Genomic DNA, 18,730 nt, shown 5'->3' with positions numbered 1-18,730 from the left:
GCGGAAGAGTAAAATGCTGGATTTTACGTGTTGCGTCATGTTTTTTAACTATTGGTTAACGGAAATGCCGGGTGGCGCTGAGCTTACCCGGCAAAACGCACTAAACCTGCTGCTTCTTATCGTGCTGGCGGTTAACCCAGGTATTGATAATCAGCGTCACGATCAGAATGCCGAACACCACGCCGAGCGAGATAGCGATCGGGATATGGTAGAAATCGACGATCAGCATCTTGATACCGATGAACACGAGGATCACCGACAGGCCATACTTCAGCATCGAGAAGCGCTCTGCGGCACCTGCCAGCAGGAAGTACATGGCGCGCAGGCCAAGGATCGCGAACAGGTTAGAGGTCAGGACGATGAACGGATCTGTCGTCACCGCAAAGATGGCCGGAATGCTGTCTACGGCGAAAATCACGTCGCTCAGCTCAACCAGAATCAGCACCAGCAGCAGCGGGGTGGCAAACAGCAGACCGTTCTTGCGCACGAAGAAGTGCTCGCTCTCGATCTTATCCGTCATGCGCAGGTGGCTGCGGATCCACTTCACCAGAGGGCGATCGCCAATCGCGGAGCCGTCTTCTTTCGCCAGCGCCATTTTGACACCGGTAAACAGCAGGAACGCGCCGAAGACGTACAGCAGCCATTCGAACTGGGTAATCAGCCAGCTACCGGCGAAGATCATGATCGTACGCAGGATAATCGCACCCAGCACGCCATAGACCAGCACACGGCGCTGCAGCGACGCAGGCACGGCAAAGTAACTGAACAGCATCAGCCAGACGAAGACGTTATCGACCGCGAGGGCTTTTTCAATCAGATAGCCGGTGAGGAAGGCGAGCGCCTGAGGATCGGCCACCGCACGGCCTTCGGTTGAGGCCAGGTACCACCAGAAGGCAGCACAGAAGAGCAGAGAGAGGGTGACCCACACCAGGGACCAGACGGCGGCCTGCTTTATGGACATGCCGTGCTCGCCGCGACGCCCCTGCAAAAAGAGGTCGATCGCCAGCATGATGAGCACGACAACCGCGAATCCGCCCCACAACATTGGAGTGCCGACAGAATGCATACTATTTTCCTTACACATAAAAAACAAAAACGGCTATGGTCAGAAGACGATAGCCGTTAGCTTTTTATGCATAGACCTCGCCTTCCGGCAAGGTCTCACTTACAACCACGAAGGTTGCCCGGCGACCGGATGCGATTTTGCACGCATCGTAATGACGATCCACCGGCGAAGAAGTTACTCCCCTTTGCAGGTAACAAAATATGTCAGACCATCGGTTTCGTCAATGGTCTGCGCCTTTTCATTACACAGCTTTACGCGATAGCTTCTGCGCCCACGCCGTCTGCCGGGAACACCACGCCGGTCTGACGGCGGATCTCCGTTTGCAGCTTCGCCGTGGTGCGGCTCACCGCGAGGCCCGGGTGATTCACTTCGTTGTCTTCCACCAGACGGGCGAAGACCTCTGCCTCATAGAGCATAGTGTTAATATGCTGAGGCTGCGTCAGCTCCTGCGCTTTACCGCCGCGCGGCACAAAGCTCACTTTCTGACACTCGGAGATCTTCTCAATCACCAGCGACCCGGCTTCGCCCTGAATTTCGCTCGGCAGCACAGAATCACTGACTTTAGAGTGCTGCAGCGTGACGCTGAAATCGCCGTAATCCAGCACCACGACACCGTGCGCATCCACACCGCTTTCCAGCAGGCTGGCCGTGGCCGTGACGCCGTGCGGCTCGCCCCACAGCGCGATTGCAGAGGCCAGGCAGTAAAAACCGATATCCATAATCGAGCCGTTAGAGAAGGCCGGGTTAAAGGTATTGGGGTTCTCGCCGTCCAGATAACGCTGATAGCGCGACGAGTACTGGCAATAGTTGATGAAGGCTTTACGCACTTTGCCTATTTTCGGCAGCGACTGCTGCAATAGCAGGAAATTCGGCAGGCTGGCCGTTTTGAACGCTTCGAACAGCACCACCTGGTTTTCGCGGGCAAGCGCGATGGCGGCTTCCACTTCCTGGATATTCGACGCCAGCGGCTTCTCGCAAATCACATGCTTTTTATGGCTGAGAAACAGCTTCGTTTGGGGGAAGTGCAGGGAATTCGGGCTGGCGATATACACCGCGTCTATGGCGTCGCTTTGCGCCATCTCGTCGAGAGAGGTGAAGAGATGCTCGACGAGGTAATCATTCGCAAAACTCTGCGCCTGCTCAAGGCTGCGGGAATAGACTGCGGTGAGTTTAAGTTTGCCGGTTTCGTGGGCGGCGTCGACGAACTGGCGCGTGATCCAGTTCGTTCCAATGACTGCGAAACGTATCATAAACGTTTACGTACTCCGTAGCGGGGAACCTTTAACCACTGTAGCACGTCACCATGACAATTCGCGTGCGTTACTGCGCATTACTCTTTAACGATAAATGCGTCAGCCACAGCCGGGTATCAAACTCCAGCTGGTGATACTGCGGCTCCATGTGGCAGCACAGGGAATAGAACGCTTTGTCGTGCTCTTTCTCTTTCAGGTGCGCCAGCTCATGGACCACGATCATCCGCAGAAAGGCTTCCGGTGCGTTACGGAAAACCGTCGCCACGCGGATCTCGGCTTTGGCTTTCAGCTTGCCGCCCTGCACGCGGGAGATAGCGGTGTGCAGGCCGAGCGCGTTTTTCAGAACGTGGATTTTGTTGTCGTACATCACCTTGTTGATCGGCGGCGCGCTCTTCAGATACCGGCTTTTTAGATCCTGCGTATACTGCCAGAGGGCTTTATCGGTCGTGAAATCGTGCGTACCGGGGTAGCGTTTTTCCAGCACCGCGCCCAGCTTCTGCTCGGCAATCAGGCTGCGAACCTGAGAAAGTAAATGCTCCGGGTAGCCCTGGAGATAAGTAAGTTGGTTCATCAACGCCCCAAATCGACAATAAAACGGGTATACTCACGCACCCTTTTCAGGGATACGCCAAATTTTACCATTCAGGAGGGCCGATGAGCCACTTAGACAACGGTTTCCGTTCACTCAACCTTAAACGTTTCCCGGAAACGGACGACGTTAACCCGCTTCAGGCGTGGGAAGCGGCGGATGAGTATCTGCTGCAGCAGTTGGATGATACCGAAATCCTCGGGCCGGTTCTGATCCTGAATGATGCATTCGGCGCGCTGGGCTGCGCCCTGGCGGAGCACAAACCTTACAGCATCGGCGATTCTTACTTAAGCGAGCTGGCGACGCGTGAAAACCTGCGCCATAACGAAATCGACGAATCCAGCGTGAAGTTCCTCGACAGCACCGCGGAGTACCCGCAGGCGCCGGGTGTAGTGCTGATCAAAGTGCCAAAAACCATGGCGCTGCTTGAGCAACAGCTGCGCGCGCTGCGAAAAGTCGTCACGCCAGAAACCCGTATTATCGCGGGTGCCAAGGCACGCGATATCCACACGTCGACGCTGGAGCTGTTCGAGAAAGTCCTCGGTCCAACCACCACTACGCTTGCCTGGAAAAAAGCGCGTCTGATCAACTGTACGTTTAGCGCACCGGAGCTGGCCGACGCGCCAGAGACGCTGAGCTGGAAGCTGGAAGGCACCGACTGGACCATCCACAACCATGCGAACGTCTTCTCCCGTACCGGCCTGGATATCGGCGCACGCTTCTTTATGGAACATCTGCCGGAAAATCTGGAAGGGGAGATCGTCGACCTGGGCTGCGGGAACGGTGTGATTGGCCTGACGCTGCTGGCGAAAAACCCGGACGCCAGCGTGGTGTTTAGCGACGAATCGCCAATGGCGGTGGCCTCCAGCCGTCTGAACGTGGAAACTAACCTGCCAGAGGCGCTGGATCGCTGCGAGTTTATGATCAACAACGCGCTCTCCGGCGTGGAGCCGTTCCGCTTCAAAGCCGTGTTCTGTAACCCGCCGTTCCATCAGAAGCATGCCCTGACGGATAACGTCGCCTGGGAGATGTTCCACCACGCGCGCCGCTGTCTGAAAATCAACGGCGAGCTGTACATCGTGGCGAACCGCCACCTGGACTACTTCCACAAGCTGAAGAAAATTTTTGGCAACTGCGTCACCATCGCGACGAACAACAAGTTTGTGGTGCTGAAGGCGGTGAAGCTGGGGCGTCGTCGTTAAGGTTGTTTTGCCTGGCGGCGCTGCGCTTGCACAGGCCTACGGTTTTGTAGGCCCGGTAAGCGCAGCGCCACCGGGAAAGAAATCAAATCGCTAATGCCAGCTTCGTCCCCTGTGCAATCGCCCGCCGTGCGTTCAGCTCCATCGCCACATCGCACCCGCCAATCAAATGCACTGTTCTTCCGGCTTCTCGCAGCGGATCCGCCAGATCCCTTCTCGGCTCTTGCCCGGCACACAAAATCACATGATCCACGCGCAACAGTTGCGGTTCGCCGCCGATCGTAACGTGCAGACCCTCGTCGTCGATCTTTTCGTAGCTCACCGCCGGGATCATCTTCACCCCGCGTGAAAGCAGGGTTGCCCGATGGATCCAGCCCGTGGTTTTACCCAGTCCTTCGCCCGGCTTGCTGGCTTTACGCTGCAGCATCACAATCTGACGCGGGCTTTTCGGCAATTGCGGTCCTTCCGGACGCAGGCCGCCGGACTGGCTCAGGCTGGTGTCGATACCCCATTCCACGCAAAACTCGGCAATGTTCTGGCTGGTGGCCTCACCCGGCTGGCTTAAGTACATGGCGGTATCAAAGCCAATTCCGCCGCAGCCGATAATCGCTACGCTTTTCCCGACCGGCACTTTGTCACGCAATACGTCGAGATAGCTCAGCACTTTTGGATGATCGATACCTGCGATCGCAGGCGTTCGCGGTACGATCCCGCTTGCCAGGATCACCTCATCAAAACCGATCAGATCCGCCGCGCTGACAAACTGATTGAGCCGGAGCTCGACGCCCGTCAGGTCGATCATCCGGCGGTAGTAGCGCAGGGTCTCGTAGAACTCCTCTTTGCCGGGGATCTGTTTGGCGATATTAAACTGCCCGCCAATCTCGCCTGCAGCGTCAAAAAGCGTCACGCTGTGGCCGCGCGAGGCGGCATTCACTGCAAACGCCAGGCCCGCCGGGCCTGCGCCCACGACGGCCAGGCGTTTTATGCTGGCCGCCGGAACGACCGGCATTTTAGTTTCGTGGCAGGCTCTCGGGTTGACGAGGCAGGAGGTCACCTTGCCGACGAAGATCTGATCCAGGCAGGCCTGGTTACAGCCGATGCAGGTGTTGATCTCATCCGCGCGTCCGCTTTGCGCTTTGGACAGCAGCTCGGCATCCGCAAGGAACGGCCGCGCCATCGACACCATGTCGGCATCGCCGCGCGATATCACATCGTCCGCCACCTGCGGGTCGTTAATGCGGTTGGTGGTGACCAGCGGAACAGACACTTTGCCTTTCAGCTTACGCGTCACCCAACTGAATGCCGCGCGCGGCACCGGTGTGGCGATGGTCGGAATACGGGCTTCGTGCCAGCCAATCCCGGTGTTAATGAGGGTGGCACCAGCGGCTTCAATCGCCTGCGCCAGCTGCACGGTTTCGTCGAACGTCCCGCCGCCCTCCACCAGGTCGAGCATCGACAGGCGGAAGATGATAATAAAATCTGTTCCTGTTCGTTCGCGCACCGCACGCACAACTTCAACGGCAAAGCGCATGCGGCGGACATAGTCGCCGCCCCATTCGTCCTCGCGCTGGTTAGTGCGGGCGGCAAGGAATTCGTTAATCAGATAACCTTCTGAGCCCATAACTTCGACGCCGTCATAACCTGCTTCACGCGCCAGCGCCGCGCAGCGGGCGAAGTCGTCAATCAGCGCTATGATCTCGTCGTGGCTGAGGGCATGCGGTGTGAAGCGGTTAATCGGCGCCTGAATGGCCGACGGCGCGACCAGTTTCGGCTGATAGCTGTAGCGCCCGGTGTGCAGGATTTGCAGGGCGATTTTGCCGCCCTCTTTGTGAACCGCGTCGGTAACGATACGGTGATGTGCAAGCTGGCTCGCATCGTTCAACACCGCGCCACCTTCCATCGTCACGCCTGAAGACGCAGGTGCTACGCCACCGGTGACAATCAGCGCCACGCCATGCCGCGCGCGCTCGGCGTAGAAGGCCGCCAGACGCTCGGCACCGTCCGGACGCTCTTCCAGCCCAGTGTGCATCGAGCCCATTAACACGCGGTTTTTAAGGGTGGTGAACCCCAGATCCAGGGGGGCGAACAACGACGGGTAGCGGCTCATAGTCTCTTCCAGTGTAAAATTATTGTTATGTGGTCGGATGAGTTACTAATTTAGCCAGCGGCAGCGGAAAGGTAAAAGCGGGATCGAATGATTGTGATAGATCTCAAAGAACTTCCCCGGTGGCGCTGCGCTTACCGGGGCTACAAAACCCCAGGACGGATAAGCGCAGCGCCATCCGGCGTATTTTACGGCGCCGCTGCCCGTACCAATCCCGGGGCCTGCCACATCGATGTGGTCAGCCCGCTATCCACCAGCCCAAGCTGGTCGGCATACACCGCCTGCCATTTTTGCATCATGCCGTCATACAGCTCACGATGCTGGGGATTTGGCGTGAACTCACGGCTCCACTTCACCAGCCGCTCGCCCGTTGAGGCCATATCTGCAAATAATCCCGCGCCTGCGCCTGCCGCAATCGCGCAGCCGAGCGCTGTCGCCTCTTTCACTTCCGGCACGCGTACCGGCAGTCCGGTGACGTCGCTTAAGATCTGACTCCACAGGGCGCCTTTTGCTCCTCCGCCCGCAAAAACTAAACTTTGAAACGTCACGCCGGAGAAGCGCGAAATCTGCGCCAGGTTGCAGGCCGAAACGATTGCCGCATTCTCTTCCAGGGCACGGAACAGCGTCGCTTTGTTGCACTTTTCCGGGTCGATAGAGAGGTTAATAAACGACGGCGCGGCGTGGTACCACTGCTTGAAATGCATCGCGTCGGAGAAGATCGGCATCACCCCGTGGGAGCCTGCCGGCACGCGGCTCGCCATCTCTTCCAGCAGGGTATAGGTGTCCACTCCCATCCGCCCGGCAATCAGCTTTTCTTCTGCGCAAAAGGCGTCGCGGAACCAGCGCATGGTCAGCCCGGTGAAGAAGCTGATCGACTCCGCCTGGGCCATGCCGGGGATGACGTGCGGGTTCACGCGGATATTCATATCGGGATCGGTGCGCACCTGCGGCAGGTTCACCACCTGCTGCCAGAAGGTGCCGCCCAGCACCGCCGTTTGTCCGGCGCGGACCACTCCCAGCCCCAGGCAGCCCAGCTGTACATCGCCACCGCCCATTACCACCGGCGTGCCTTCGCGCAGGCCGCTTTGCTGCGCGGCTTCATGGGTAATGGCTCCCAGTACGCTGCCGGTCTCTTTCACCGGGGAGAGAATATCGGCGCGCAGCCCGGCCATGTCGAGCAGCGCCGGACGCCAGTCGCGGGAAAAGAGATCGAGCATGCCCGTGGTGCCCGCATTGGAGGGATCCACCGCCAGCTCGCCGGAAAGCTTCGCCGCCAGCCAGTCGCTGATCATGGTGATGGTCGCGGCCTTGCGGTAAATGTCGGGGCGATGGTGCGCCAGCCACAGAAGGCGCGGCATGGCGCTCAGGGCGAGAGTTTGCCCGGAGACGTCATACACTTCGGATTCAAAGCGGTTGTCGTGGATCTCTTTGAGCTCGGCCACCTCGCGGCTGGCGCGGGCGTCGACGTTGGCGCAGGCCCAGATGGCCTCGCCGTTGCGGTCGTACAGCACAATCCCTTCGCGCATGGAGCAGCAGGCAACGGACTGGATATCCGCCGCGGTCAGGTGCGCACGCTCCAGCGCCTGATGAATGCACTGGCAGGTCAGCCGCCAGTTGGTGTCGAGATCGAACTCCATCGATCCCGGTACGTTCTCCACGCTCAGGTGCTTCCACTCGGCCTGGCCGACGGCAATCTGGTTGCCCTGTAAATCGAAAATCACGGCGCGAACGCTGCCGGTCCCTGCATCTAACGCTAAAAGGTAACTCATGAGCTTGCCTCGTTGTTAGCGCAGGGCATCCCCGTTACGTCAGGGCCAGCACCGCGCGGGCTGTCGTCTCCTCCGTCACCAGGCCATTGATACGGCGACCCTTCAGTGCGGCATAAATCGCATCGGCTTTCTCTTCCCCGCCGGCCACGCCAACGATGGTGGGCAGTTGCGCCAGTTCATCGAGCGTGACGCCGAGTAATTCTTTATGGATCTCCAGCTCCTCAACGCATTCCCCCTCGGCATTAAGGAAATAACCGAGAATGTCGCCGACTGCGCCTTTGCGGGCGTACATCAGCTGTTCACCTTCGCTGATATAGCCGGAGCGCAGTATCGTGGCGTCACGGCGCTGGTTCACCGAACCAATGCCAACCACCGCCACGTCGGCGGCGGTGGCGGCGAGGATCACGTCCCGCACGCTGGTTTCACGTTTTAAGATCCCGGCAACGGAGGCGGATGACACGCGCAGCGGGGCGGGGATCATGCTGACGCTGCAGGCCGCGTCCAGCTGGCCGATACCGGTCATATACGGCCCGACGCCGCCGGAGAGCGTCACCAGGCGGATCTGCTGCGAGCTGATAAAGCCGCTCAGGTGCTGCAGGCTGCTCATGGTCGTTTCACCAAATCCCACCGCCAACAGCTGGCCGGGCTCCAGCACGCCCATTAGCGACTGCGCCGCGCCAATGCCCAGCCGCACGTTCATCGGCGGCGTATTCAGGGCGGGCATCACGCGCACCAGCTTCAGCCCAAAGCGCTGCTGTAGTTCGGTTTCCAGCGCCAGACAGCCCTCGTAACGGGAGTTGATCTGCACGCGGATCACCCCGGACTGGCGGCCTTTCTCCAGCAGACGGGAGATCTTCAAACGCGGCAGCCCGAGTCGCTCACCGATGTCGTTCTGGGTCAGCCCGTCGTGGTAATAGCACCAGGCCACGCGCGCCACCAGCTCCTCTTCCGCCAGCGCCAGCCCGGCAAACCGTCCTTCTTCCGCAGTGCGTTTATCGCTCATAATTGAACTCTTATAAAAATTTAGATCATATGTTCGTGATGACGCGAAGGGAAAATGTGAGCAACGCGACAAAACGGATCTTTAAGCGGGTTTCTGTTTTATCTGGATCTTAATCAATAAAACTGTGATCCCTGCACGGTTGTAAATATAGTTCACCGTCTACGCTTTTGAACATTATTAAATCTAAAAATCATTTGTTCAATAGCGGAGCGATGATGACACCACTTATTGAAGCGCGGGGGATCAGCAAGCAGTTCTCGGGCGTGCCGGTGTTAAAAGGCATTGATTTCACGCTGCTCGCGGGCCAGGTACACGCCCTGATGGGCGGGAACGGCGCGGGAAAATCGACGCTGATGAAGATCATCGCCGGAGTTGAAACGCCCGACAGCGGTGAACTTTCGGTTGCGGGGGAGTCTTTTGCACGGCTTACGCCAGCGCAGGCGCATAAGCTCGGCATTTATCTGGTACCGCAGGAGCCGCTGCTGTTCCCCAACCTGACGGTGCGGGAAAACATCCTCTTTCGCCTGCCCCGTGAACGGGATCTGGAACCGCGCCTGGCCGATAAGCTCCAGCAGCTGCAATGCCAGCTTAACCTTGATGCCACCGCCAGCACTCTGGAAGTGGCGGATCAGCAGATGGTAGAGATCCTCCGCGGACTAATGCGCAACGCCAGGATCCTGATCCTCGACGAACCCACCGCCTCGCTCACGCCCGGCGAAACCGAACGCCTGTTCCGCCAGATCCGCGCGTTGCAGGCGCTTGGCGTCGGGATTGTTTTTATCTCGCATAAGCTGCCGGAAATTCGCCTGCTTTCGAGCCACATCTCGGTGATGCGCGACGGTGCAGTGGTGCTGAGCGGTGAAACCGCGCAGTTTGACGATAACGCCCTGATTGCCGCCATGACGCCAGTGAGTCGGGAAAAATCTCTGAGCGAGACGCAAAAGCTGTGGCTGGCGTTGCCGGGCAACCGCCGCACCCAGCCGCAGGATTTCCCGGTGCTGCGTGTGGAGGATCTCACCGGGGAGGGGTTTATCGATCTGAGTCTTGAGATCTTCGCCGGTGAGATCGTCGGCCTGGCCGGGCTGGTGGGATCCGGGCGCACCGAGTTTGCCGAAACGCTTTACGGCCTGCGTCCGGTGCGCGGGGGGCGCGTCTGGCTGGAGAATCAGGAAATCACTGCCGAGCCGCCTGGTTCACGTCTGGAAAAAGGGCTGGTTTACCTGCCGGAAGACAGGCAGGTTTCCGGCCTGTTCCTCGACGCGCCGATCCGCTGGAACACCGTGGTGCTGAACGAGCCGTCTCTCTGGCAGCAGCGCAAGCGGGAGTCGGCGGTGGTAGAGCGCTATCACCGTGCACTCGGGATCAAGCTCAACCATGCGGATCAAACCGTGCGTACGCTCTCCGGCGGCAACCAGCAGAAGGTACTGCTGGCGCGCTGTCTGGAGGCCAATCCTTTACTCCTTATTGTCGATGAACCGACGCGTGGTGTGGACGTCTCCGCGCGCGCCGATATCTACCAGCTCATCAAAAGCGTGGCCGCGCAGAACGTTGCGGTACTGATGATCTCAAGCGATCTCGATGAGTTCCCGGGCCTTGCCGATCGCGTGCTTGTGATGCATCAGGGCGTACTCAGCGGCGAGCTGCCGCGCCATGCCGTTAGCCTCGACAGGATGATGGCGCTGGCGTTCGGAGGGCAATCATGAAGACCTTATTAAAGAACCGTGAGTTGAGCGCGTTTCTCGCCATTCTGGCACTGTTTGCCGTGCTGGTGGTGCTGAACCCGTCTTACTTCAGCCTGCAAACGCTGGGGATGATCTTCGCCAGCTCGCAGATCCTGATCCTGCTGGCCATCGGTGCCGCGCTGGTGATGCTGACACGCAATATCGACGTGTCCGTCGGCTCCATCGTTGGGCTGTCGGCAATCGCCGTCGGCGTGGCACTCAATGGCGGCTACAGCCTGCCCGTTTCCATCCTCTTCGCACTGTCGATTGGCGCACTGGCCGGGGCATTCAACGGCGTGCTGGTGGTGGGGCTGCGCATCCCGGCGATTGTCGCCACCCTCGGCACGTTGGGGCTGTATCGCGGGGCGATGCTGCTCTGGACGGGCGGGAAGTGGATTGAGGGGTTGCCGCCGGGGCTGAAATCTCTCTCTGAACCGCTTGCCCTCGGCATGTCGCCACTCGGTATGGTGGTGTTAATTATCGCAGCCGCGGGCGCGTGGACGCTGTCTCGTACCGCGTTCGGCCGTGATTTCTACGCGGCGGGGGATAACCTCGCCGCCGCGCGTCAGCTGGGCGTAGCGGTGAACCGCACCCGCATGCTCGCCTTTACCCTGAACGGCATGCTGGCGGCCTGCGCAGGGATTGTCTTTGCCGCGCAAATTGGTTTTGTCCCCAACCAGACCGGCAGCGGGCTGGAGATGAAGGCCATCGCCGCCTGCGTGCTCGGGGGGATCTCTCTGCTGGGTGGCACCGGCACGCTGATCGGTGCCTTGCTTGGGGCTTTCTTCCTCACCCAAATCGACACCGTACTGGTGCTGTTCAGGCTGCCAGCCTGGTGGAATGACTTTATCGCCGGGCTGGTGCTGCTGGGCGTACTGGTGCTCGACGGGCGGCTGCGTCAGGCGCTGGCGCGCCATCAGCGGGCTCTGAAATACGGCCGCTTCCAGCCAGGTCACAGAGGGGGAAAGCACGTCACTCCCTTTCCCAAACGCAAAAAAGAGGTGGCGTAAATGAAGCTTAACTGGGAAAGCGCGCTGCTGGTTTTGCTGGTGCTGGAGATCCTGCTCTTTGGCGCCATTAACCCGCGCATGCTCGACATCAATATGCTGCTGTTCAGCACCAGCGACTTCATCTGTATCGGTATCGTGGCGCTGCCGCTCACGCTTGTCATTATCAGCGGCGGGATCGACATCTCGCTGGGTTCGACCATCGGCCTGTGCGCCATCGCGCTGGGGGTGATGATGCAGGCCGGGTGGCCGATGGCGGTGGCCATTCCGCTGACGCTGCTGCTCGGCCTGCTGTGCGGGCTGGTGAATGCGGCGCTGATCCACTACACCGGCATCAGTCCACTGGTGATTACCCTCGGCACGCTCTATCTCTACGGTGGCGGGGCGTTGCTGCTTTCCGGCATGGCGGGGGCGACAGGCTATGAGGGCATCGGCGGCTTCCCGGACAGCTTTACCGCGTTCGCGAATCTCACGGTCGTTGGCCTGCCGCTCCCGCTGGTGCTGTTCGCTGTGATTACCGTTTTCTTCTGGCTGATTACCCACCGCGGGCGCTTTGGCCGTCATCTGTTTTTGATTGGCCAGAACCCGCGTGCGGCGCGCTATGCGGCGCTGTCGGTTAACGGTATGCCCTACGCGCTGTACGGTCTGGTGGGCGTGGCCTCGGCCATTGCCGCACTGATCATGGTCTCCTATTTCGGTTCCGCGCGGTCAGATCTGGGGCGCGATTTGCTGATGCCTGCGCTCACCGCCGCCGTACTCGGCGGGGCGAATATCTACGGCGGGTCAGGTTCGGTTGTCGGTACGGCGCTGGCGGCGCTGCTGGTGGGGTACCTGCAACAGGGTTTACAGATGGTCGGCATCCCCAACCAGGTATCGAGCGCGCTTTCAGGAGCGCTGCTGGTTGTGGTGGTGATGGGTCGTTCGCTGAGTCTGCACCGCGAATGGGTGCGTTCTCTCTTTAGAAAACTTTCCGGAGCGTAAGATGAAAACAAAACTGATAGTCCTGGCAATGGCCCTCAGCTTCGCCTCGGCGCAGGCGGCGGATCGGATTGCCTTTATCCCGAAACTGGTGGGGGTTGGCTTCTTCACCAGCGGCGGCAACGGTGCGAAAGAGGCGGGGAAAGACCTCGGCGTGGACGTCACCTATGACGGTCCAACCGAGCAGAGCGTTTCCGGCCAGGTGCAGCTCATCAACAACTTCGTTAACCAGGGCTACAACGCGATTATCGTCTCTGCCGTGTCGCCGGACGGCCTCTGCCCGGCCTTAAAACGCGCGATGCAGCGCGGCGTCAAAGTGCTGACCTGGGATTCCGACACCAAACCGGAGTGCCGCAGCATATATATCAACCAGGGGACGCCGGAACAGCTCGGCGGCCTGCTGGTGGAGATGGCGGGCAAGCAGGTCACCAAACCGAATGCCAAAGTGGCGTTCTTCTACTCCAGCCCGACGGTCACCGACCAGAACCAGTGGGTGAAAGAGGCGAAGGCTAAAATCGAGAAAGATCATCCTCAGTGGCAGATCGTGACCACTCAGTTTGGCTATAACGATGCCACCAAATCCCTGCAAACCGCCGAAGGGATCTTAAAAGCGTATCCGGATCTGGATGCGATCATCGCCCCGGATGCCAACGCCCTGCCAGCCGCTGCGCAGGCAGCAGAAAACCTGAAGCGGGAAGGGGTGGCGATTGTCGGGTTCAGCACGCCAAACGTCATGCGTCCATACGTGGAGCGCGGCACGGTAAAAGCCTTCGGCCTGTGGGACGTGGTGCAACAGGGCAAAATTGCGGTCAATGTCGCCGATCGTTTACTGAAAAAAGGCGATCTTAACGTTGGCGACAGCGTGGACGTGAAAGAGATCGGTACGCTGAAGGTCGAACCGAACAGCGTGCAGGGCTACCAGTATGAGGCGAAAGGTAACGGCATCGTGCTGCTGCCGGAACGCGTGGTGTTCACTAAAGAGAACATCAACAAATACGATTTCTGACGGGGGAACAAATGGCTGATTTAGACGACATCAAAGACGGGAAGGATTTTGGCATCGGCACGCCACAGCAAAATGTGCCGTTTACCCTGAAGGGCTGTGGTTCGCTGGACTGGGGGATGCAGTCCAGGCTTTCGCGCATCTTCAACCCGCAAAGCAACCGCACGGTGATGCTGGCCTTTGACCACGGTTATTTCCAGGGGCCGACCACCGGCCTTGAGCGTATCGATCTCTCCATCGCGCCGCTGTTTGGCGAAACCGATGTGCTGATGTGTACCCGCGGTATCCTGCGGAGCACCGTGCCTGCGGCCACCAACAAACCGGTTGTGCTGCGCGCCTCCGGCGGTAACTCAATTCTGGGCGAATTGTCCAACGAGTGCGTGGCGGTGGCAATGGAAGATGCGCTCCGGCTGAACGTCTGTGCGGTCGCAGCACAGGTCTACATTGGCAGCGAGTTCGAGCATCAGTCGATCAACAACATCATCAAGCTTGTCGACGCCGGTGCCCGCTACGGCATGCCAACCCTCGCGGTGACAGGGGTGGGGAAAGAGATGGCGCGCGACGCGCGGTATTTCTCACTTGCCAGCCGCATTGCCGCCGAAATGGGGGCGCAGTTCGTCAAAACCTATTATGTGGATGAGGGCTTTGAAAAAGTCACCGCCAGCTGCCCGGTGCCGATCGTCATCGCCGGCGGCAAAAAGCTGCCGGAGCACGAGGCGCTGGAGATGTGCTGGCGCGCGATTGACCAGGGCGCATCCGGTGTGGACATGGGGCGCAATATCTTCCAGTCCAGCGCGCCGCTCGCCATGCTGAAGGCAGTGAAAAAAGTGGTTCACGAGAACATGAGCGCCCGTGAAGCGTTCCAGTTCTGGCAGGAAGAGAAACAGGGAGAAGCAAAATGAACGTGACGTTAGTGGAGATCAACATCAAACCCGAGCGGGTGGACGAGTTTCTGACGGTGTTTCGCGCCAACCATGAAGGGGCGATTAAGGAGCCGGGAAACCTGCGTTTTGACGTCCTGCAGGATCCGAGGGTGAAAACCCGGTTCTTTATCTACGAAGCCTATAAAGACGAAGCGGCGGTGCTGGCGCATAAGCAGACGCCGCACTATCTGGCGTGCGTGGATAAGCTTGAGGAACTGATGTCGGAGCCGCGCAAAAAACGCAGTTTTGTGGGGTTGTTGCCGGAGTAGAAAACGTAGTGAAGGCTTTGTATGCCGGGTAAGCGCTAGCGCCACCCGGCATTTTTCAGGCCAGCTTCAGATCCGCCAGGATCGCAGCAAGCGCATCGCGCGGCTCACCCTGAATCGCCTGCAGTGGGAAGGGGAGCGCCGGTGCCTCCACTTTTCCCATCATCTCGGCTGCCGCTGCCATCACCCGCACGCTGCCGTAACGGCGGAACAGCGCCCACAGTGGCTCCAGACGTTCTGATTCCATGCTGTCTTTCGAGTGCGCAATTGCCAGTGCCGCCTGAGGGAACAGCCCGCCGACGACGGAATACCAGACGTCAAACCCGGCCTGCAGGGCGGATGCTGCCCGCCAGTCGCCGCTTATCCCCAGCGTGACCGTCTTCGGAAGACGCGCCCGCACCTGCGACACATCCTCCGGCATGTGGCCCATTTTCACCGAGCCAATATTGGGCAGCGCCGCCACGGCAAACATCAGCTCGTCGCTAAACTCAAACCCGGTGGTGGCGGGATTATCATAAACGCACAGCGGGACGGAGAGCTGGCGAGTTACCGTCTCATACAGCGAATAGACCTCGTCCGTCGTCAAACGCTGGTACGACACCGGTGCCATCAGCACGCTGGATGCACCTGCCTTCTGCGCGTGCTCAGCCAGACGCAGAATGTCATCCAGTCTCAGTGCGCCAATACTGACCATGACCGGAATGTCATTGGCATGTTCCACCGCGCAGCGGGTAATATGCGTGCGCTCCTCAACCGTGAGGTAGGCATAGCTGCCCGTTGAACCCAGAATACCCAGCGAATCCACCCCCGCGTCGATCAGGGGGCGCAGCAGGTTGATAAAGGCCTGCTCGTCAAACTTCCCCTCTTTCAGGGGCGTTAACGGAAACGCACTTAACCCGTGAAACATCGTGTTGTCCTCTTACAGTTCCAGCAGTTGAACCTGAGCCGTTGCGCCTGGCATTAATCGTTGCAGATTGCTGACCAGCTCCTCGCCCGCTTCTTCGAGCGCACCTGACGGCATCGTTGGCAGACTTTCGAGAATAAACCACATGGTCTGCGCCTGGCTATCAAGACGGGTGCGTATCCCTTGTCGCCAGTTCCAGCGACGACAGGTGACGCCCATATCGTCGCGCCAGATGACCTCGCCAGCATCCGGGTATTCCACCACCGGCTGGCCCTCTTTCAGGGTGTCAAAGGGTTCATTGCCCTCGGCCAGCGTCAGGCGCGGCGCACCGGAATAGGTCGCGAGATTCTCGCCCCCTACCGGAATGGCGTAGCGAATACTGACCGCATTATAGATGTCCACTACCGGGTCGAGTGAAGGTAGCGAACCGTCTTTAAGCACCCGCTTTCGCAGTGCGGAGGCCGAGCAGGGGGTACGTTTTGGCTTCGCGCCAAAGTTTTTAAATACCTCATCCCAGGCAGCGAGATGCGCTTGTGCCCACGGTACATCATCATTCAACACCTGCTGGCAAGCCTGCGTCAGCGCGGCGGGGGCAACTTCTGGATGGGTAATCTGTGCGGCTTCAACCAGAATGCTCAGCGCCCGAAAGCCCGGGGCAATCCCGGCAAGACGCGGGTCTATTGACGGCGTAACGAGAGACATAAATAATCCTGTATCGACTGTTTTATACCATGGTAGTGACCAATGACTGATAAAGTCAATATAATGACTGAGCAGGGGGCCGATGTTGCCCAGGTAAGCCTGGCCGTGGCGAACCGCATCCGCAACTGGCGTAAAGATAAAAAATTGTCGCTGGATGAGCTATCCCGCCGCGCCAGCGTCAGCAAAGGCATGCTGGTGGAGATCGAAAAGGGGGCCGCCAATCCCAGTATCGCTATCCTGTGCAAACTGGCTGCCGCGCTGGGCGTTTCCGTGGCGGATATTGTTAACGTCTCCAGCGAACCGGTCGTGCATGTTATTGAAAAACAGGCCATCCCGGTTCTGTGGCAGGGCGCAAAGGGCGGTTCTGCCAGATTACTGGCGGGTACCGCTGGCCCGGACATGATTGAACTGTGGCAGTGGGAGATGCAGCCGGGGGAACACTTCTCTTCACCGGGGCACCCTGCAGGCACATGTGAACTGCTACACGTGAACGAGGGGGTATTGTCGCTGACGGTGGGCGAGACGGTGACGCAGGTTGAGGCTGGCGCGTCGGCGGTCGCCAAAACCGAAATGGCGCACGGCTATGGGAACGAAGGCGATACCGTGCTTCGCTTCACCATGACGGTGGCGGAGTTTCACCGGTAAAAAACAGCCCGGTGGCGCTAACGCTTACCGGGCTTGCTTAGGCCGGGTAAGCGTAGCGTCACCCGGCGCTTTTTACGCCTCTTCCACACTCACACGCAGTGCTGCCAGCGCTTTACGTGCCGCTTTCAGCACCTGCTCGCACTGCTCAATCGTCAGCGTCAGCGGCGGTTCAATACGGATGGTTTTCGAGTTGTTGAGCGTTCCGGCCACCAGTACCCGCTGGCGGAACATCTCGCTCGCGAAGCTATAGCCGATTTCATTGTCGACAAACTCAATCGCCATCAATAACCCTCTGCCGCGTGCATCCTGCATCAGATCCGGATATTCCCGGCCCAGCTGGCGGAAGCCATCCAGCAGCATGTCGCCTTTCTGCTCTGCTTGCGCAGGCAGGTTTTGTTCCAGCAGCACGTTGATGGTCGCCAGCGCCGCCGCACAGGCCAGCGGGTTACCGCCAAAGGTCGTGGTATGCAGGAACGGGTTGTCGAACAGCACCGAGAATACCTCCTCGGTGGCTACCGTAGCACCAATCGGCATCACGCCGCCGCCGAGCGCTTTCGCCAGACACAGAATGTCTGGCTGAACGTTCTCGTGCTCGCAGGCAAACATCTTGCCGGTGCGTCCCATCCCGGTCTGGACTTCGTCGAGGATCAGCAGGGCGCCAAACTCATCGCACAGCTGACGCACGGCAGGCAAATAGCCCTGCGGAGGCAGGATCACGCCGCCTTCGCCCTGAATCGGCTCCAGGATCACCGCCGCCACGTCATCGCCGGTTTTACGGCATTCACTCAGCGCGGTGCGCATGGCGTTAACGTCGCCGAACGGCACGTGGCGGAAGCCCGGCAGCAGCGGCATAAACGGCTTGCGGAAGGTGGATTTAGCGGTCGCCGACAGTGCGCCCAGGGATTTACCGTGGAACGCGCCGCTGGTGGCAATGAAGGTGAATTTCCCACGCGGCGACTGGTACGCTTTGGCGAGTTTAATCGCCGCTTCGACCGATTCCGTGCCGCTGTTACTAAAGAAGCTATATTTCAGTTTGCCGGGCGTTAAGGCCGCCAGCGTTTTCGCGAGCATGGCGCGAAGCGGGTCGAGCAGTTCCTGGCTATGGAGAGGTTGTTTCGCAAGTTGATTCTGTACGGCGGAAACCACAACTGGATTACGGTGCCCCACGTTGAAGATACCAAAACCACCAAGGCAATCGATAAACTCCTGTCCCTGGGTGTCGACAAGCGTGTTCAGACTTCCCGCTTGCCACTCTACGGCTCCGTAATCCCCGCCGGCGGTAACAGATTTGCGATACTCCAGAAATCCTGGATTGACGTGCTCTTTAAAGTAATCGATGACCTCTCGGTTAAGTTGTTTCATCTCCTCATGATCAAGCGTTTGCTTCTCTATGAGATTCAATGCGTGCGCGGTACAGGCAAGAGCCGAGGCGCTGGAAGGTAACCTGTTCAAAATATGCTCCCGGGGATCGCGTATCACATGATACTGGTTTAAGTATTGCAGGGATTACGCCACTTCAGAGGACTTAACGAAAATCGGGATAAACGCCAGGTTAAAATAATGTTGCACAATATTTAATCATGCCGATACAACCGAAA

17 protein-coding genes are annotated in these 18,730 nt (G+C 59.0%); 8 read left to right on the top strand and 9 right to left on the bottom strand.

Features of this window, described 5'->3' with window-relative positions:
- Positions 1-100 precede the first annotated feature (100 nt).
- The 3 genes from AAER43_RS19835 to AAER43_RS19825 form a co-directional block, all read right to left on the bottom strand.
- Positions 101-1,066 carry a TerC family protein gene (locus AAER43_RS19835; RefSeq protein WP_045281421.1) on the bottom strand — a complete coding sequence of 322 codons (966 nt, stop codon included), beginning with the start codon at positions 1,064-1,066 and terminating at the stop codon, positions 101-103.
- Between the two features lie 251 nt (positions 1,067-1,317).
- The gene (locus AAER43_RS19830; RefSeq protein ID WP_014885319.1) at positions 1,318-2,316 is read right to left on the bottom strand and encodes a Gfo/Idh/MocA family oxidoreductase; all 999 of its coding nucleotides are present in this window, start codon (positions 2,314-2,316) and stop codon (positions 1,318-1,320) included.
- A gap of 70 nt (positions 2,317-2,386) precedes the next feature.
- Positions 2,387-2,890: a M48 family metallopeptidase gene (locus AAER43_RS19825; RefSeq protein ID WP_014885318.1), complete on the bottom strand. Its 504-nt coding sequence runs from the start codon at positions 2,888-2,890 to the stop codon at positions 2,387-2,389.
- An 83-nt stretch (positions 2,891-2,973) separates the two neighbouring features.
- On the opposite strand from AAER43_RS19825, the gene rlmG reads away from it, so the two are divergent.
- A complete protein-coding gene (gene rlmG / locus AAER43_RS19820; RefSeq protein WP_050861464.1) occupies positions 2,974-4,110 on the top strand; it encodes a 23S rRNA (guanine(1835)-N(2))-methyltransferase RlmG in 1,137 nt (378 codons plus the stop codon).
- An 82-nt stretch (positions 4,111-4,192) separates the two neighbouring features.
- Here the strand turns inward: rlmG and AAER43_RS19815 are convergent, their stop codons facing one another.
- The 3 genes from AAER43_RS19815 to lsrR form a co-directional block, all read right to left on the bottom strand.
- Complete coding sequence (locus tag AAER43_RS19815; RefSeq protein WP_057057655.1) at positions 4,193-6,214, bottom strand: NADPH-dependent 2,4-dienoyl-CoA reductase; 2,022 nt, start codon at positions 6,212-6,214, stop codon at positions 4,193-4,195.
- Positions 6,215-6,399: 185 nt separating this feature from the next.
- Complete coding sequence (lsrK, locus tag AAER43_RS19810; RefSeq protein ID WP_023331354.1) at positions 6,400-7,980, bottom strand: autoinducer-2 kinase; 1,581 nt, start codon at positions 7,978-7,980, stop codon at positions 6,400-6,402.
- Between the two features lie 34 nt (positions 7,981-8,014).
- Complete coding sequence (gene lsrR, locus AAER43_RS19805; RefSeq protein WP_023338807.1) at positions 8,015-8,983, bottom strand: transcriptional regulator LsrR; 969 nt, start codon at positions 8,981-8,983, stop codon at positions 8,015-8,017.
- A gap of 215 nt (positions 8,984-9,198) precedes the next feature.
- Here lsrR and lsrA point away from each other — a divergent pair, with 215 nt between their 5' ends.
- Genes lsrA through lsrG form a run of 6 tightly spaced genes read left to right on the top strand, consistent with a single transcriptional unit; the run spans position 9,199 to position 14,884 of the window.
- A complete protein-coding gene (gene lsrA / locus AAER43_RS19800) occupies positions 9,199-10,686 on the top strand; it encodes an autoinducer 2 ABC transporter ATP-binding protein LsrA (protein ID WP_050861463.1) in 1,488 nt (495 codons plus the stop codon).
- Positions 10,683-11,714: an autoinducer 2 ABC transporter permease LsrC gene (lsrC, locus tag AAER43_RS19795; RefSeq protein WP_050861462.1), complete on the top strand. Its 1,032-nt coding sequence runs from the start codon at positions 10,683-10,685 to the stop codon at positions 11,712-11,714. Before lsrA ends, lsrC begins: the two co-directional genes overlap by 4 nt.
- Positions 11,715-12,692, top strand: a complete 978-nt coding sequence (lsrD, locus tag AAER43_RS19790; protein WP_050861461.1) for an autoinducer 2 ABC transporter permease LsrD — start codon at positions 11,715-11,717, stop codon at positions 12,690-12,692. It abuts the gene before it with no gap.
- Between the two features lies 1 nt (position 12,693).
- A complete protein-coding gene (gene lsrB / locus AAER43_RS19785) occupies positions 12,694-13,695 on the top strand; it encodes an autoinducer 2 ABC transporter substrate-binding protein LsrB (protein ID WP_342702017.1) in 1,002 nt (333 codons plus the stop codon).
- An 11-nt stretch (positions 13,696-13,706) separates the two neighbouring features.
- On the top strand, positions 13,707-14,594 hold the full coding sequence (gene lsrF, locus AAER43_RS19780) for a 3-hydroxy-5-phosphonooxypentane-2,4-dione thiolase (RefSeq protein WP_014885309.1): 888 nt from the start codon (positions 13,707-13,709) through the stop codon (positions 14,592-14,594).
- Entirely contained in the window at positions 14,591-14,884 is a 294-nt protein-coding gene (gene lsrG, locus AAER43_RS19775; protein WP_050861460.1) for a (4S)-4-hydroxy-5-phosphonooxypentane-2,3-dione isomerase, read from the top strand. Before lsrF ends, lsrG begins: the two co-directional genes overlap by 4 nt.
- Positions 14,885-14,939: 55 nt before the next feature.
- On the opposite strand, the gene AAER43_RS19770 is transcribed toward lsrG, so the two are convergent.
- On the bottom strand, positions 14,940-15,788 hold the full coding sequence (locus AAER43_RS19770) for a dihydrodipicolinate synthase family protein (RefSeq protein WP_050861459.1): 849 nt from the start codon (positions 15,786-15,788) through the stop codon (positions 14,940-14,942).
- 12 nt (positions 15,789-15,800) lie between these two features.
- Positions 15,801-16,487: a B3/4 domain-containing protein gene (locus AAER43_RS19765; RefSeq protein WP_050861458.1), complete on the bottom strand. Its 687-nt coding sequence runs from the start codon at positions 16,485-16,487 to the stop codon at positions 15,801-15,803.
- A 42-nt stretch (positions 16,488-16,529) separates the two neighbouring features.
- Between AAER43_RS19765 and AAER43_RS19760 the strand changes: the two genes are divergently transcribed.
- Positions 16,530-17,132 (top strand): helix-turn-helix domain-containing protein, encoded by a 603-nt coding sequence (locus tag AAER43_RS19760; protein WP_014885304.1) that lies wholly within the window; start codon positions 16,530-16,532, stop codon positions 17,130-17,132.
- 72 nt (positions 17,133-17,204) lie between these two features.
- On the opposite strand, the gene ygjG is transcribed toward AAER43_RS19760, so the two are convergent.
- Positions 17,205-18,584 (bottom strand): putrescine aminotransferase, encoded by a 1,380-nt coding sequence (gene ygjG, locus AAER43_RS19755; RefSeq protein WP_050861456.1) that lies wholly within the window; start codon positions 18,582-18,584, stop codon positions 17,205-17,207.
- Positions 18,585-18,730: the final 146 nt, after the last annotated feature.

The sequence above is a fragment of the Enterobacter sp. FUJ80071 genome (assembly GCF_038739915.1).
Taxonomy (GTDB): Bacteria; Pseudomonadota; Gammaproteobacteria; order Enterobacterales; family Enterobacteriaceae; genus Enterobacter; species Enterobacter kobei.
The sequence above is the reverse complement of the archived record's forward strand: the minus strand, read 5'-3'. Positions and strand labels throughout refer to the sequence as shown.